12 protein-coding genes are annotated in these 16,152 nt (G+C 74.3%); 4 read left to right on the forward strand and 8 right to left on the reverse strand.

What is annotated here, in order from left to right; genetic code table 11:
* Positions 1-320: 320 nt before the first annotated feature.
* Positions 321-1,610 (forward strand): aldehyde dehydrogenase family protein, encoded by a 1,290-nt coding sequence (locus PH189_RS05030; RefSeq protein ID WP_378014920.1) that lies wholly within the window; start codon positions 321-323, stop codon positions 1,608-1,610.
* 1 nt (position 1,611) lies between these two features.
* On the opposite strand, the gene PH189_RS05035 is transcribed toward PH189_RS05030, so the two are convergent.
* The 8 genes from PH189_RS05035 to nhaA all read right to left on the reverse strand — a co-directional run bounded on the left by PH189_RS05035 (position 1,612) and on the right by nhaA (position 12,860).
* The gene (locus PH189_RS05035) at positions 1,612-3,237 is read right to left on the reverse strand and encodes an N-acetylmuramoyl-L-alanine amidase (protein ID WP_274187665.1); all 1,626 of its coding nucleotides are present in this window, start codon (positions 3,235-3,237) and stop codon (positions 1,612-1,614) included.
* Between the two features lie 125 nt (positions 3,238-3,362).
* Positions 3,363-3,821, reverse strand: coding sequence for an SRPBCC family protein (locus PH189_RS05040; RefSeq protein WP_274187666.1), 459 nt, complete (start codon positions 3,819-3,821; stop codon positions 3,363-3,365).
* Positions 3,822-3,870: 49 nt separating this feature from the next.
* Complete coding sequence (locus PH189_RS05045) at positions 3,871-4,575, reverse strand: helix-hairpin-helix domain-containing protein (RefSeq protein ID WP_274187667.1); 705 nt, start codon at positions 4,573-4,575, stop codon at positions 3,871-3,873.
* A gap of 11 nt (positions 4,576-4,586) precedes the next feature.
* Positions 4,587-6,095, reverse strand: a complete 1,509-nt coding sequence (locus PH189_RS05050; RefSeq protein WP_274187668.1) for an acyl-CoA synthetase — start codon at positions 6,093-6,095, stop codon at positions 4,587-4,589.
* A gap of 29 nt (positions 6,096-6,124) precedes the next feature.
* Positions 6,125-7,018, reverse strand: a complete 894-nt coding sequence (locus PH189_RS05055) for an MOSC domain-containing protein (RefSeq protein WP_274187669.1) — start codon at positions 7,016-7,018, stop codon at positions 6,125-6,127.
* 64 nt (positions 7,019-7,082) lie between these two features.
* The gene (gene wsfD, locus PH189_RS05060) at positions 7,083-8,723 is read right to left on the reverse strand and encodes a glycan biosynthesis hexose transferase WsfD (protein ID WP_274187670.1); all 1,641 of its coding nucleotides are present in this window, start codon (positions 8,721-8,723) and stop codon (positions 7,083-7,085) included.
* A gap of 77 nt (positions 8,724-8,800) precedes the next feature.
* A complete protein-coding gene (locus PH189_RS05065; protein ID WP_274187671.1) occupies positions 8,801-10,927 on the reverse strand; it encodes a RecQ family ATP-dependent DNA helicase in 2,127 nt (708 codons plus the stop codon).
* A gap of 49 nt (positions 10,928-10,976) precedes the next feature.
* Positions 10,977-12,860, reverse strand: coding sequence for a Na+/H+ antiporter NhaA (gene nhaA / locus PH189_RS05070; protein WP_274187672.1), 1,884 nt, complete (start codon positions 12,858-12,860; stop codon positions 10,977-10,979).
* 242 nt (positions 12,861-13,102) lie between these two features.
* Here nhaA and PH189_RS05075 point away from each other — a divergent pair, with 242 nt between their 5' ends.
* Genes PH189_RS05075 through nadD form a run of 3 tightly spaced genes read left to right on the forward strand, consistent with a single transcriptional unit; the run spans position 13,103 to position 16,122 of the window.
* The gene (locus tag PH189_RS05075) at positions 13,103-13,984 is read left to right on the forward strand and encodes an AAA family ATPase (protein ID WP_274187673.1); all 882 of its coding nucleotides are present in this window, start codon (positions 13,103-13,105) and stop codon (positions 13,982-13,984) included.
* A 13-nt stretch (positions 13,985-13,997) separates the two neighbouring features.
* Complete coding sequence (locus PH189_RS05080) at positions 13,998-15,464, forward strand: vWA domain-containing protein (RefSeq protein ID WP_274187674.1); 1,467 nt, start codon at positions 13,998-14,000, stop codon at positions 15,462-15,464.
* A 22-nt stretch (positions 15,465-15,486) separates the two neighbouring features.
* A complete protein-coding gene (gene nadD, locus PH189_RS05085; RefSeq protein WP_274187675.1) occupies positions 15,487-16,122 on the forward strand; it encodes a nicotinate-nucleotide adenylyltransferase in 636 nt (211 codons plus the stop codon).
* Positions 16,123-16,152: the final 30 nt, after the last annotated feature.

Below are 16,152 nucleotides of genomic sequence, written 5' to 3' on the forward strand. Positions count from 1 at the left end.
GGATCACGAAGCGGCCCGCCGCGGCCTGGCTCTGGGCCCGTGCGCACGTCCGGACGTAGGAGGCCAGGTCCTCACCGGTCAGCGTCGCCGGCGACAGCCGCTCGAGAGCGGCGACCAGCCCCGCGCCGGGCGCGAGAGCGTCCAGCTCGGCCGCGAGGCCGGACCGGACGTCCTGGTCGATGCTCACGAGGACGACGTGAGGGGCGACCCCCGACAGCGACGGCCGAGAGAGCGGCTCCCGGGACCCCCACGAGGTCACGGAACGATCACGATTCCCTGCTCCAGAGCCCGGGGCTCCCGGGGCGGACGGGATGGGCACAATGGCGGGCGTGACGAGCCCGGCCGCGACCACCCCGACCACGCCCACCGAGATCGTCACCGACTGCGGCCGCCGGGCCTCCGCGGCCGCCCCGCGGATGGCGGCCGCGACCGATCACGAGGTCGCGACCGCGCTGCGCGGCATGGCGACGCTGCTCGTCGAGGCCGCCGACACCGTGCTCGAGGCGAACGCCGCGGACGTCGAGGCCGCCGAGAGCGCGGGGACCACCTCGGCGCTCGTCGACCGCCTGCGCCTCGACCGCGCACGCCTCGAGGGCATGGCCCGGTCGCTGGTGGAGCTCGCCGACATCCCGACGCCTGAGATCGACACCGTGCTCGAGGAGCGCCCCGACGGGCTGCGCCTGATCGAGCGCCGGCGGCCCGTCGGCGTCATCGGGGCGAACTTCGAAGCGCGTCCCAACGTGGTCGTCGACGTCGCCTCCCAGCTCCTGAAGTCGCGCAACGCCGGCGTCCTGCGCACCGGCGGCGCGGCGCTCGCGTCGGCCACCGCACTCATGGAGGCCGTCGTCGCCCCCGCGCTCGCCGGCGCGGGCCTCGACCCCGACTCCGTCGTGCTCGTCACCGACCCGCGCCGCGAGTGCGCCGTCGAGCTGGTGCGCCGCCCGGGCCTCATCCCGCTGGTCATCCTGCGCGGCTCCGGCGACACGACGCGCTCGCTCGGTCTCGAGGCCGCGCAGCACGGGGTGCGCACGCTCGCCCACGCCGACGGCGGCGGCGTGCTCTACGTCGACCGTGCCGCGCCCGTCGAGCTCGCGCACACGCTCGTGACCTCGTCGATCGACCGGCTCGGCGTCTGCAACCGCCTCAACCTCCTGCTCGTCGACCGGCACCGCTGGGACGAGCTGGTCCCCGGCCTGGTCGCGCTCCTGGAGGAGCACGGTCTGCGCGCCTCGCTGCCCCCGCACGAGCACGCGCTCGGGCACGAGTGGGCGCTCGACGACGGGAACGAGGCGACGGTGACCCTGGCGCCCGTGGACGGCCCGGCCGACGCGGCCACCACGGCCAACCGGGAGACGTCGGGACTCGCGGCCACGATCGTGACCGCCGACGAGGCCTCGGCGCGGGAGTTCCTCGACACCTACGCCGGCACCGGGGCCTTCTGGAACGCCACCACCCGCCTGCTCGACGGCGTGAAACTGCGCCGCGTCCCGGAGACCGGGATCAACGTCGACCACGTCCCCGGCCCCCGCGGCCCGGTGGTCTTCACCGACCTCTGCCTGCGCCAGTACGTCGTGGTCCCCGCGTCGACCGCGATCGGGCACCCCGAGTAGCTCACGCGTTCGTCGTGACGGCTCCGGAGCTCGTGTTGAGGCGCAGGTAGCCGCGCTCGAAGTTCTGGCGCACCCCGCCGGTGACCGCGAACTGGTCGCCCTTCGGGTAGCCCAGGCTCGACCGCTCGTAGCCCAGCTGGCCCCAGCGGGTGAGGATCGGACCCCGCACGGGCCAGGCCCCCGTCGCCGAGGTCCAGTAGACGACGCCCGACTGGAACTGGTTGTAGCGCCCGCGCCCGTCGGGGGTGGCCTTCTCGTCGGTCCGCGGCAGGCCGAGCACCGAGCCCGCGGCGCCGAGGGCGTCGTAGCGGGAGTTGATGACGCCCTGTACCGACCAGGCCCCGGTGGCGCTCGACCAGTAGACCGCGCCGTTGCTCCCGGAGAACCGGGTCACGCGCGCCGACTTCGACGTCGGGCTCTCGACCACCGACGGCTCGGCGAGCACGCTGCGCTGCGCCAGCCACTTCTGACGGATCGGGTAGGTCGCGAGGTTGCCGACCAGCGCCGCGGTGCGCGAGCGGATGGCGGGCATGGAGCGGATGCCGGTGTTGCCGGGGCACTCGGTGGCGCCCACGTCACGGTGCGCGAACACGGTCGGCAGCGTCACCGCGCGGCCGGCCGGGTAGCGCGAGGTGCCGCCCCCGGCGCTGGTCAGCGTGACCGCGGCGTTCGGGTCGCGGTAGAGCCCGCCCAGCTTGTACGCCGCGAGCTGTGCGGTCGCCTCGATGGTGGCCGCCGGCGGGGCGACCGAGGTGAAGTCGCCCATCATCCCGATGCCGAAGGTCTCGCGGTTGAACCCGCCGGCGTGCGCGGCGATGACCGAGCGGGCCAGGCCCCCGGCCCGCCCCTCGAACACCGTCCCGTACCGGTCGACGAGGACGTTGTAGCCGATGTCGCCCCAGCCCTGCGTGCGGGCGTGGTAGGTGTAGATCCCCCGGACGATGGCCGCGGACTCGGCGGCCGAGTAGGCGTTCGTGCCCGCCGTGTGGTGGATCGTCACCGCCCGCACGGTGGGCGTGTACTCGGGTGTCCACGTCATCAGGCGCTCGTCGGCGCCCCACTGCGCACGGGTCACCACGGCCGGGCTGCTCGGGCTGCCGGTCGCCCCGCCTGGGGTGACGGCCGCCGCCGCGATCCGCGAGTCGTTGCTGCCGGTCCCGGGGTCGATCGAGGTGAGCGCCACCCGCTGGGTCACCGGCTGCCCGTCCGTGCTCGCCCGGACCTGGACCTCCTTGCTGTCGGCCACCCAGATCGGCTCGGTCCCGGAGGAGGCGGCGCGCCGCCCGTCGCGCTCGGTGTCGACGGGATCGACCCGCGTCCACGGCCCGAACAGCCCGGTGGCGAGCCGGCTGCGCAGCTCGATGACCTGCGGTGTCGCCCCGGTCCAGGTCACCGCGACGAGCTTGAGCGGATCGGGGCTCGTGGCCTGCCGTGCGCCGCCCGAGTCGGGGGAGGGGCTCGGCGTCGTGAGGCGCTCGTCCTCCACCTGCGCCGGCGTGGCGGCCGCGGACGGGAGCCGGGCGGGCTCGACGTCCTCGGTCGCACCCGACGGTGGCGCCATACCGATGGCCGGGGCGGCCGACGCCGGCACCCCCGTCGCCACCAGCACCGCCGCGAGCGGAGCCACGAGCCCCGCACCCACCCAACGCCCTGCTGCCCGCGTCCTACGGCCCACGATCCCCCCGATCGGTCGTCCACTGGGAGAACGCGCCGGGCATACGGGAGATACGGGGGCCTGCTCGAACAGGCCGATCAGCCGCCGGACTCGGCGATCGCCTTGATCTTCTGCAGCGTCGCGCGCATGTTCGCCCGGTTGGTCCGTCCGCGCGCCCAGCCGGCCAGCGTCCAGTAGAACCGCGTCCCGATGCTGGGGGTGAGGCGGAACGACTCGGTGACGTCGGTGCCGTCGTCCTTGGGCTGGAACCGGTAGTGCCAGTTGTTGATCGGGCGTCCGCCCACCAGCACCTCGAACCCGAACTCGCGGCCCGGCTTGCACGCGGTGATCCGGCAGGTCGACCAGTACGTCGGACCCCGGCCGTTGCGGTGCACGTGCCCGCGGAAGCGCGTCCCGACCGCCGGCCCGGTCGCGCCGTCGAGCCACTCGGCCTCGAAGGTCTCCTCGCTGTAGCGGTGCGTCTGGGTGACGTCCGAGACCAGCTCCCACACCGTCTCCGGCGACGCCCGGATGTGCTCGGTCACCGCGTCCTGCATCGCCCACTCCTCGGTCCGGTTCGGCTGCGGCGAACCGTCCCACACGCGATCAGCGCCCGAGCACCACGGCTCGGTCGCGGACGTAGTCCCAGGTCTCGAAGGGCAGGTCCGCCCAGACGAACACGTCCTCGACGGTGGCGAACCGGCCCGCCGCGGAGCGGCACGCGACGATCCGCTGGGCGTGCTCCGGCGCGATCCCGCAGGTCCGGGCGATGGCCTGGGCCGGCGCGGCGTTGAGGTCGACAAGACCGCCGTCGTCGTAGGAGCGCGGCAGGTCCGGGCGTCCGACGCGCAGCTCGTGGGCCAGCATCGGGTCCTGCGCGGCGAGACGGCGGGCCTCGGCGCGGCGGTCGCGCGCCGCGAGCGCGGCGGCGACGGCCGGGTCCGGCAGCGGGCGGTCCCATCCGGTGGGCCGGGCCCGGGGGCCGAACACCTGGTGCCGCACCACGATCAGCGCGGCCAGCCCACCCACGTAGAGCGTGAGGATGCTCATCGAGGACAGGGTCGCGAACAGACCGGTCGTCGAGCCGTCGGGACCGCGATCCGCCGCGCCGACGAACACGAACGTCGCGAGCACGAGGACGAGCGACGCGACCGCGGCGACCACGTGCCACGGCCGCCTCGTGCGTACGGCGGCGTGCGCCAGGGGTACCGGGAGCAGGACCCCGGCGCCGAGCAGGTGGACGACGAACCACCAACCGCCGCGGGTGAACCAGTTCCCGTGCCGCTCGAACGCCGCTGGCGGCCCGGACACCTGCGGGCCGCTCAGGACGGCACCTGGTCGCGCAGGACCCGCTTCAGCAGCTTCCCCGACTGGTTGCGGGGCAGCTCGTCCACGACGTGGATGCTCTTCGGCGTCTTGTAGCCCGCGAGTCGCCCGCGGGCGTGCGCGATCAGCTCCTCGGACGACACCTCGCCCTTGAGCACCACGAACGCCGCGACCGCCTCGATCCAGCGCTCGTCGGGCACCCCGATCACCGCGGCCTCGGCGACGGCCTCGTGGGTGTAGAGCGCGTCCTCGACCTCGCGGGACGCCACGAGCACGCCGCCGGTGTTGATCACGTCCTTGATGCGGTCGACGACGGTGATGAAACCCTGCTCGTCGATCCGCACGAGGTCACCCGAGTGGAACCAGCCGTCGCGGAAGGCCTCCGCGGTCTCCTCGGGCTTGTCCCAGTAGCCCTCGCAGAGCTGGGGTGAGCGGTACACGACCTCGCCCGTGCCGCCGGGTTCGACGTCATCACCCTGGTCGTCGATCACCCGGAGCTCGACGAACAGCACCGGGCGCCCGCACGACTCCGGGCGTTCGTCGTGCTCCTCGGGCTGCAGCACGGTGGCGAGCGGGCCGATCTCCGACTGCCCGAAGCAGTTGTAGACCGCGAGCCCCGGCAGGTGCTCGCGCAGCCGGGCGAGCACCGGGCCGGGCATGATCGACGCGCCGTAGAACGCCTTGCGCAGGCTCGAGAGGTCCCGCGTGCCGAAGTCGGCGTGGTTGGCCAGCGGCACCCACACCGTCGGGGCGAGGAAGAGCGCGCCGAGCCGGTCGTCCTCGACCCGGCGCAGGATCTCCGGGATGTCGGGCGCCTCCATGAGGTGGTTGACCGCGCCGACCATCAGGTAGGGCATGAGGAAGCAGTGCATGCCCGCCGAGTGGTAGAGCGGCATCGGGTGCAGCGGGTCGTCCCCGTCGCCCATCGCCATGGCGTGCACGCACGAGACGTACTCGTGCACCAGCGCGCGGTGGGTCATCATCGCGCCCTTGGGCCGCGACGTCGTGCCCGACGTGTAGAGCAGCTGGACGAGGTCGGTGTCGGCGACGGTGCTGGTCAGCTCCGGGAGCTCGCCGGTGCGGGCGCGCTCCAACAAGGAGCCCGCCGCATCGCGGAGCGGGACGACCTGCTTCGGCTGGGAGTCCAGCGCGGCGACGGGTCCGGCCAGCGCCGGGTCGATGAGCAGCAGCCGGCTGCCCGACTGCTCGACCAGGTAGCCGAGCTCCTCGCCCGTGAGCGCGTAGTTGATCGGCACGTGGACCGCGCCGAGCCGGGCGCACCCGAGGAAGGCGAGCAGGTAGGCGTCGGAGTTGCGTCCGTAGGCGGCGACGCGGTCGCCGGCGGACACACCGAGCTCGCCGAGGTAGCCCGCGGCGCGGGTGACGGCGTCGTCGAGCTCCCGGTACGTCCACGTCCGGTCGGCGAAGTGCAGGGCGACACGGTCGGGGGTGCGGCGCGCGCTGCGCGCCAGCACCCCGTCGACCGTACTCGAGCGGGGATCCACGGGCGTGTCCTCCTCGACGGCGCGGGCGGTCAGGCGTGGGCGTCGCCGACGGCGACCTCGCCGCCCGCGGCGACGTCGGCGTAGACGCCGGCGCACGCCCACTTCCCGGCGACCTCGGGCTTGTCGATCTGGATGCGGTTGTTCTTCGCGACGGTGCGCAGGGTGTTGCGGTCCTCGGGGAGGTCGCCCTGGGCCATCGTGGTCATGACGCAGCGCATGGTCTGGAAGGTGTACGCGACGCGGACGTCGTCGCCGAGCGTCATCTCCTGCCCGGGCCAGTCGTTCTCCACGAAGCCGGGCGGGGTGTCGGCGAGGACGACGTTCGGCCGATAGCGGCGCACGTCGAACTCGCTCTCCGGCGCCAGCTCCCGCAGCCGCGCGAGGGTCGACTCGGTGACGACGTGCAGCGCGGCGAGGTCGTAGAAGCGGCCCGGCGGGGCGAAGGCGGCGACGTCGAAGTGGCTGATCGCCTCGCCGGTGTCCTCCTGGCGCTTGGTGGTCGCCTCGATGATGTGCTCCGGGCCCAGCTCGGCGCGCTCGAGGCCGTCGATGTCCACCCAGAGCTCCTCGAACGCCACACCGTCCGGCGGCGTGGTGATCAGCTTGACCTCGCGGCCGAGCACGTCGGAGAGCGCCTGGTCGATGTCGGCGTCGTCGCTGCGGCGGGTGGACCCGTCGGGGAACGTGATGACCACCGGCGGGGCCGCTTCCCCGGCGACGGGCTCCCCGGCGAACGCCGCGGAGAACTCGAGCAGCCTCGCCCACCGCTTCGGCACCTTGGCGCTGGCGACGATGCCGGTCTCGACGTCGAGGACGGCGTAGGCGCGGTCGCCCAGCACCCCCCGCTCGTCGAACGTGGCGCGCGCCAGGGACTCTCCGAGCATCGACTTGACGGGGTAGCGGTACAGAGCGGCGATGGTCACATCCGAGTGGTTACCACCCGGCGGCGCCGTCGGGAACCGGCCGCGCGGTCGGGTCCGTCCGATCTCAGCGGTCCGCTCGGCCGGCGAGCCACCCGGCGCCAGCGGCCACACCGCCCGCGACCAGCGTCGCGGCCGTGACGACGAGGGCGTACGAGCCGAGCCACACGTGCTTGGCGAGCTCGCAGTACCCGTCGCCGAGCACCGCGACGAGCACGATCCCGAGCGCGGTGACGGCGAGCGCGCCGGCGGTGAGCGCGAGCCCCCGCGCGGTGGGGGTCGTCGCGGCCGACAGGCGCGGGACGCGGGAGGCGATCAGCGCCAGCGCCGCGGCCAGGAGGGCCAGGACGACCACCGTCGGCGGCACCCACCGCCCCGGCAGCCCGTCGAAGTAGACGAACGTCGGGCCCATCAGCTGCGAGCCCTCGGGGTAGGAGGGCCGGGGGATCTCGCCGCTGACGGTCCGCGGCCCGCCCGTCTCGCTCGCCAGGTAGGGGATGTGGGGTCGCAGGGTCGCGACGAGGCCCCGGTGCACCATGCGGGCCAGCACGAGCGGGTGCTGCGCCACCCACAGGCGCGCCGCGGAGCGCAGCTCGTCGGGCCGCGCGCCCACGGTCTCCGCCCAGCTCGGCACGCTGCGCCCGCCGTCGAGGTAGAAGTGCTGGCCGGCCTGCCGGAACGCCTCGGGGCGCAGGCCGAGTGCGACCGTCGCCGCCGGCCCCGACTCGGGGAGCACGGCGGTGAACGCGAGGTTGTGGGCGTTGACCTTGTCGTAGGCCGCGTCCTGGGCCGCGATCCCCGAGAGCACGGGCGGCACGGCGACGGCGACGGCGAGCAGGGCGACGGCGAGCCCCGGCGCCCGGCGCCACCACGGCCGGGTGCCGACCGTGACGACCGCGCAGACCGCGACCGCCACGAGCCCGACGGGCAGGAACCCCGGCTTGGCCGTGGCCGCGACGGCGCCGCCCAGCGCGACCAGCCCGAGGGCCGCGGCCCGCGCGCCGCGATCGGTCGGACGGGTGACGGCCACCGTCAGCAGGCCCCACGCCATCCAGGCCGCGCCGAGCAGGCCGGCCGCCTCGCTGAAGGAGGAGACCAGGAAGCGGGACCACCACGGGACGGCGAGCAGTGGGATCAGGGGTGGCACGACCACCGCGAGCAGGACCGGGACGACCCGGCCGGCTCGTCGACCGGCCACGGAGGGGGCGGACGTGGCGGCGAGCGCGGCGACCCCCGCGCCGGCGGCGAGGAGGCCGATGTAGGCCGCGGCCAGCCACTCCAGCGAGAAGCGGTCGGAGCCGTCCGGGGCCGGGGGCGTGGCGTCGAGGGCCGTGGTGACCGCGACGGTCGCCTGCAGCAGCAGGCCCGCCGAGGTGGTGGGCGCCTCGCGGGGGCAGCCGGGGCCGCCGGTGCGGTACTCGGTGACGGCGACCCCGTGGCCGGGGGCGGCGCGGTCGGAGGTGTCGGGCACGAGATCGGCGACGCAGTACAGGCGGATGGCGTCGCCGTTGTCGGCGGCCCCGATGGCGTCCCCGCCCACCAGACCCAGCCGTGCGAGCAGCCCCGCGCCCACGAGCAGCGCAACCCCGACGGCGAGCAGCAGCCGGAGCCCGCGACCGACGACCGGCGCCCGGGGCGGGTCCTCGGGGCGCAGGTCGTCCTCGACGGGGTGCTCGGTGTGCTCACCGAGCGACGTCCCGGCGCTCATCGTCCCCCTCGTGCGCGGTGCGGGCGGGTCCCCGGGAAAGGGTGCCAGACCCCTCCCCGAAGCCCGCAGCGACAGGCTCAGCCGGTGGTGGCCAGCACGAACGGGAGCACGCCGGGCGCTCCGGCCCGCCGCAGGAGCATCGCCGCGACGGTGAGCGTCCACCCCGAGTCGGCGACGTCGTCGATCAGCAGGACGGGGCCCGCGCCGAGGTCGAGGCCGGCGGGCACGGAGAGCCGTCCGTACACCTCGGCCAGGCGCTGCGCGGAGTTCGGCGGCTCGGGCTCGCTGTCGTCCTCGGGATCGAAGTAGCGCGGGGGCGCGCTGTCGGCCAGCGCGCCGAGCAGCGGCAGCCGGCCGATCGAGGCGATGCGCTGCGCGAAGCTCTCGACGAGCGCCGGACGCCCGCGGCTGGGGAGCCAGACGATCCCGGCCGGCCGCTGTGCCCAGTCCCAGCCCTTGAGGACCTCCACGGCCGCGTCGACCAGCGCGTCGGGCACGAGGTCGTCGCCGTGGAGCAGCGGCCGCAGGCGCGGGCCCCACCCGACGTCGGTGAGCCGCCCGATCGCGCGCCCGTCCTCGGCCGCCTCCTCGGGCTTGATCTTGCCCTTGAGCGGGACGTCGAGGGCGTCCATGCCGCTGGGCCACTGCTTGCGCGGCGCCAGCGGGACCCCCGGCCGGTCGAGCGTCGCCTGCGCCTGCACGCGGACGTCCTCGCCGATCGTCGGGTCGGCGTGCCGGCCGGTGCAGTTGTCGCAACGACCGCACGGCGTCGCGCCCGGGTCGTCCAGCTGACGGCGGAGGAACTCCATGCGGCAGCCGTCGGTGGCGATGTAGTCGAGCATCGCCCGCTGCTCGGCGCGCCGGGCCTTCGCGAGGCCGGTGTAGCGGGCGCCGTCGTACTCCCACGCCTGCCCGGTGGCCTCCCAGCCGCCCTTCACCCGGCGGACGGCGCCGTCGGTGTCGAGGACCTTGAGCATCATCTCCAGCCGCCCGCGGGAGAGCTCCACGCGCGGCTCGAGGGCGGCGGTGGACATCGGGCGGCCGGCGTCGCCGAGCACGCTCAGCGCGACCCTGACCTGCGGCTCGGCGGGGAACGCCAGCGAGGCGAAGTAGGCCCAGATGTCGCGGTCCTCGGGGCCGGGGAGCAACAGCACCTCGGCGCGCTCGACGCCACGGCCGGCGCGGCCGATCTGCTGGTAGTAGGCGACGGGGGACTGCGGCGCCCCGAGGTGGACGACGAACCCGAGGTCGGGCTTGTCGAAGCCCATCCCCAGCGCCGACGTCGCCACCAGCGCCTTGACACGGTTGGCCAGCAGGTCGTCCTCGGCGCGCTCGCGCTCGGACGGGTCGGTCTTGCCGGTGTAGGCGGCGACGGGGTGCCCGCGCTCGCGCAGGAACGCGGCCAGCTCGTCGGCGGCCGAGACCGTCAGCGTGTAGACGATGCCCGAGCCCGGCAGGTCGTCGAGGTGCTGGGCGAGCCAGGCGAAGCGGTCGGCGCCCTTGGGCAGTGGGAGCACCCCGAGACGCAGCGACTCCCGGTCGAGCTCGCCGCGCAGCACCAGCGCGTGGTCATGGCTGCTCGACACGCCGAGCTGGTCGGCCACGTCGGTGGTGACGCGGTCGTTCGCCGTGGCCGTCGTGGCCAGCACGGGCACGCCGTCGGGCAGCTCGGAGATGAGCGTGCGCAGCCGCCGGTAGTCGGGCCGGAAGTCGTGCCCCCAGTCGGAGATGCAGTGCGCCTCGTCGACGACGAGCATCCCTGCGGTGCGCGAGAGCTCGGGCAGCACCTGGTCGCGGAACTCGGGGTTGTTCAGACGCTCGGGGCTGACGAGCAGGACGTCGACCTCGCCGGACTGGACCTGGCCGTAGACCAGCGACCAGTCGTCGGTGTTGGCGGAGTTGACCGTGACCGCGTGGATGCCGGCGCGGTTGGCCGCCTCGATCTGGTTGCGCATGAGCGCGAGCAGCGGGCTGACGATCACCGTCGGCCCCTTCCCGCGGGCCCGGAGCAGCGCGGTGGCCACGAAGTAGACCGCCGACTTGCCCCACCCGGTGCGCTGCACCACCAGCGCCCGCCGCCCCTCGGCCACCAGCGCGTGGATCGCCGACCACTGGTCCTCGCGCAGCGCGGCGTCGGGCCCGGCCAGGCGCTGCAGCGTGGCCTCGGCGTCGGCGCGCAGATCGGACTCGGTCGCGACGGTCATGGCTCCATGGTGGACGACGGGTCCGACAGGCCGGGTGGTGCCTCGTGGCTCACACCGGGTCGGACGCCGCCTCGCGCAGACGCGTCAGCTCGGCGATCAGGGTGTCGGCGTCGTAGGGACCGATGTGACGCCTCGGAGGCGACCCGTTCGCGCCGAGGTAGAAGGTCGGGGTGCCGGGCAGCTCGCTGGTCCGGGCGTCGATCTCGTCGTCGGCCACGCGGTTCTGCGCGTCGCCGTCGCGGAGATCCTCCTCGATGCGGTCGACGTCGAGGCCGAGCTCTGCGCAGTAGCGCAGCAGGTCCTCGCGCCCGAGGGCGTCGTTGTGCGCGAAGAAGGCGTCGTGGACGTCCCAGAACCGGCCCTGCTTCGCGGCGGCCTCGGAGACCTCGGCGGCGGAGCGGGCGTCGGGGTGATGGTCGTCGAGCGGCAGGTGCCGGAACACGTAGCGCACGTCGTCGCCGAAGTGGGCCCGGACCTGCCGGATACTGCCGGTGGCCTTGCTGCAGAACGGGCACTCGAAGTCGCCGTACTCGACGATCGTCAACGGCGCGCCGACCGGGCCGCGGATGTGGTCGCGGTGCGGGTCCACGGGACGCAGCAGCTCCATCGACGGCTCCTCGGGCTCGAGCCCGAGCCGTGCGCCGAGGCGGAAGACCCCGGCGCCCAGCACGAGCGCGATCACCGACGCCGCCAGCACGCCGACGCGCGCCTCGTCGGCGAGCAGGGGCTCGTCGTCCAGCGCGAGGTCGACGATGAACAGCGAGATCGTGAACCCGATCCCCGACAGCGCCGCGCCGCCGGCGACCTGCGGGATCCGGAGTCCGGGGGCGAGGCTGCCGGGCCGGAGCCGGGCGAACAGGGCCGTCGCCCCCGTGATGCCCACGAACTTGCCGAGGACGAGGCCGAGCACGACACCCCAGGTCAACGGGGAGGTCAGGGACGCCCGAAGCGTCTCCGCGGTCAGGGGGACGCCGGCGTTGGCCAGGGCGAACACCGGCACGATGATGAACGCGGTGTAGGGCTGGTAGAGCCGCATGAGCCGTTCGTTGACCGACACCGCCCGCTCCAGACCGAGCCGCGCGGAGCGGGCGTAGTCGGGGTTCGGCGACTGCCGGAAGGCCCTCGTGAGCGCGGCGGCACGTTCCACCAGTGCGCGCTTGGGTGGGTAGACGGGCAGCAGCAGGGCGATGAGGACCCCGGCAAGAGTGGCGTGCACGCCGGACTCGTAGAAGGCCACCCAGGTGATGAGCGAGACGATCAGGTAGCCGCCGCCCCGCCACACCCGCAGGCGACGCAGCTGCCAGATCGCGAGCAGTCCGAGCACACCCACGGCGAGCGGAACGAGCGACAGCTCGTCGGTGTAGACGACGGCGATGACGGCCAGCGCGCCGACGTCGTCGGCGACGGCGAGGGTCAGCAGGAAGATCCGCAGGCGCTCCGCGCGTGCGGGCCCGACCACGGCGAGCGCGCCGAGCAGGAACGCGGTGTCGGTGGAGATCACGACGCCCCACGCGGACGCCGCCGCCCCCGACGGGTTGAGCAGCAGGTAGAGCAGCGCCGGCAGGACGAGGCCCGCGACGGCCGCTGCGAGCGGGACCGCCGCCTTCGACCGGTCGCGCAGCTCGCCCATCGCGAACTCGCGCTTGACCTCGAGCCCGATGACGAAGAAGAACAGCGCCATCAGGCCGTCGTTGACCCAGTGCTGGAGGTCGAGGTCGATGCCCGCGTCGCCGACCGTGATGGCGAGCTGGATGTCCCAGAACGCGTCGTAGGTCCAGCCCCAGGGGGAGTTGGCCCAGACCAGCGCGATCACGGTCGCCGCCAGGACGAAGACGGCCGCCAGCGACTCGCTCGAGTCGCCACGACGGGCGGCCTCGATGCGGTCGAGCACGCCCCGCCACACCGGCGGGCGGGTCGTCGTCACGTCGGCCATGGGGCCCGGTCCTCCTCGGGGGAGCAGCACGGTTCGGGCTGCCGGGCGCGTCGTCGATGACCGACCGGCCGTCGCCCGTGGCTGCCCTCGCGGGCCGGGACGGGGGCGCCGCGCGGGGAACGGGACGGTTCGGACGACGAGGATACCCACGCCGGGCGACCGTGGGTCCCGTCCACGACGACGATGGCCAACGCGTCACCACGCCGGGACAAGCGCCCGATCACCGGGCAGGATGCCGGGGCGTGAGCACCGAGCCGGTCGACCAGAAGGCGTTGTTCGACTCCGTCGACGACGTCGCCACCCGGCTCGCCGACGTCGGCTACATCGCCTCCACCGCCGTCGCGACCACCGTCTTCCTCGCCGACCGCCTGGGCAAGCCGCTGCTCGTCGAGGGCCCGGCGGGCGTGGGCAAGACGGAGCTGGCGCGCGCCGTGGCCGAGGCGACGGGCAGCGGACTGGTGCGTCTCCAGTGCTACGAGGGGATCGACGAGGCCCGCGCCCTCTACGAGTGGAACCACGCCAAGCAGCTGCTGCGGATCACCGCCAGCCAGGGCGAGGCGTGGGACGACACCCGCGACGACGTCTTCTCCGAGGAGTTCCTGCTCCCGCGCCCCCTGCTCACCGCGATCCGGCGCACCGACCCGACCGTCCTGCTCGTCGACGAGACCGACAAGGCCGACGTCGAGGTCGAGGGGCTGCTGCTCGAGGTGCTCGGCGACTTCCAGGTGACCGTCCCCGAGCTCGGCACCGTGGTGGCCGCGCAGCGCCCGTTCACCCTGCTGACCTCGAACGCCACCCGCGAGCTCTCCGAGGCCCTCAAGCGCCGTTGCCTCTACCTGCACCTCGACTTCCCCGACGCCGAGCTCGAGCGGCGCATCGTGCTGACCCGCGTGCCGCAGCTGCCCGAGGCGCTCGCCGAGGAGCTCGTCCGCATCGTCGGGGTGCTGCGCGGCATCGCGCTCCGCAAGGCGCCGTCGGTGTCCGAGACGATCGACTGGGGGCGCACGCTGCTGGCCCTCGGGCTCGACACCGTCGACGACGCCACGGTGCGCGCGACGCTGGGCGTCGTCCTCAAGCACCAGTCCGACACCGAGCGCGCCGTCGCCGAGCTGCGCCTCAACTGATGGGGCTGAACTGATGGCCTCTCCCGTCGTGCACGGCGGCCTGCCCGCCCACCTGGTGGACTTCGTCGGGGCGCTGCGCCGCGCCGGGATCGCGGTCGGGCCGGGGGAGTCGGTCGACGCGGCGGCGGTGATCTCCGAGCTGGACCTGCTGCGCCGCGAACAGCTGCGCGAGGGCCTCGCGGCGGCGATGCTGCGTCGCTCGGGGCAGCGGGCGGTGTTCGACGCGCTCTTCGACCTGTGGTTCCCGCTCGGGCAGGGCGCGGCGCTCGGCGAGGTCGCGCTGCCCTACACCGAGGACGGGTCGGTCGACGTCGAGGCGCTGCGCGACCTGCTCGCCGGGCTGCTGCGTGACGGCGACACGGCGGCGATGGCCGAGCTGGCGCGCGCGATCGTCGACGGGCTGGGCGCGGTCGGGAAGGGCCAGGGTGGTCAGGGCCAGGGCGGGGCAGGCGACCGCGGCCAGGGCGGAGGGGGCCGAGGTAGCGGGGGACAGCCGTCGACGTGGTCGGCGTACCAGGCGCTCAACGCGGTCCGGCCCGAGACGCTGCTGGCGCGCGTGCTGGCCGATCTGCGCGGCGGGGCCGACGCAGCGTGGGACAGCCCGTTCGCCGAGGAGGTCTCGCGCCGCGAGGTGCGGGACCGGATCGCCTCGTTCCGACGCATGGTCACCGACGAGGCCCGCCGGCGGGGCGCGGAGGTCCGCGGGCGCGAGGCGGCCGCGCGCACCGGCGTGCCGAAGCAGGGCGACCGCGTCGACTTCCTGACCGCCAACTCCGAGCAGCTCGCCGACCTGCGCCGCCGCGTCGCCCCGCTCGCCCGGCACCTCGCATCGCGGCTCGCCGCCCGGCGCCGGCGGGCCCGCCGCGGACCGATCGACCTGCGCCGGACCCTGCGCCGCTCGATGTCCACCGGCGGGGTGCCGATGCGCCCGGCGTACCGGCGCCCGCGTCCGGGGCGTCCCGAGCTGGTGCTGTTCTGCGACGTCTCGGGGTCGGTGGCGGGGTTCAGCCACTTCACGATGATGCTGGTCCAGGCCCTGCGCGAGCAGTTCTCCCGTGTCCGGATCTTCTGCTTCGTCGACGGGTGCGTGGAGGTCACCGACCTGTTCGGGCCGGGGTCGGACCTCGGCGGCGTGATGGCCGAGATCACCGCGCGCCCGGGCCTCATCGCCTTCGACGGGCACAGCGACTACGGCTCGGCGCTCGGGCGCTTCCGCGAGGGCTGGCCGGACGTGGTCGGCCCGCGCACGTCGCTGCTGCTGCTGGGCGACGGCCGCACCAACTACCGCGACCCGAACCTCGCGGTCCTGGGTGACCTCGCCGAGCGGTCCCGTCACGTGCACTGGCTCAACCCCGAGCCGCAGGCGCAGTGGGGGACCGGTGACTCCGCGGCCCGCCGTTACGGCCAGGTCGTGCCGATGCACGAGTGCCGGACGGCCGCCCAGCTCGCCGGGGTCGTCTCCGGGCTCCTGCCGGTCTAGTCGAGATCACTAGGCTGACCGGGTGGGACAGCGCCGGATCGGGGTCATGGGCGGCACCTTCGACCCCGTGCACCACGGGCACCTCGTGGCGGCCAGCGAGGCCCAGGTCCGGTTCGCGCTCGACGAGGTCGTGTTCGTCCCGACCGGGCAGCCCTACCGCAAGGAGAGCGAGTCGGTCAGCGCCGGCGAGGACCGCTACCTCATGACCGTCATCGCCACCGCGTCGAACCCGCGGTTCACGGTGAGCCGCGTCGACGTCGACCGCGACGGGCCGACCTACACCGTCGACACCCTCCAGGACCTCGCGAGGATCTTCCCCGACGACGAGCTCTTCTTCATCACCGGCGCCGACGCGCTCGAGCAGATCCTGTCGTGGCACCGCGCCGAGGAGATGTTCCGCCTCGCGCACTTCGTCGGCGTCACCCGACCCGGGTTCGACCTCGACGACGGCCACCTCCCGAGCGGCTCGGTGAGCCTGCTCGAGGTGCCGGCCATGGCGATCTCGTCGACGGCCTGCCGCGATCGTGTCGCCGCCGGCGAACCGGTCTGGTACCTCGTGCCCGACGGCGTCGTGCAGTACATCGCCAAGCGCGGGTTGTACCGCCGGCGAGGTGACGGTGCGGCGCTCGGACCGACGGAGCTCGTGTCCTCCGAGTAGCCATCGGCTGCGCCGTCCGGTGCCGATTCC

Source organism: Actinomycetospora chibensis, from assembly GCF_028737215.1.
Classification (GTDB): Bacteria; Actinomycetota; Actinomycetes; order Mycobacteriales; family Pseudonocardiaceae; genus Actinomycetospora; species Actinomycetospora chibensis.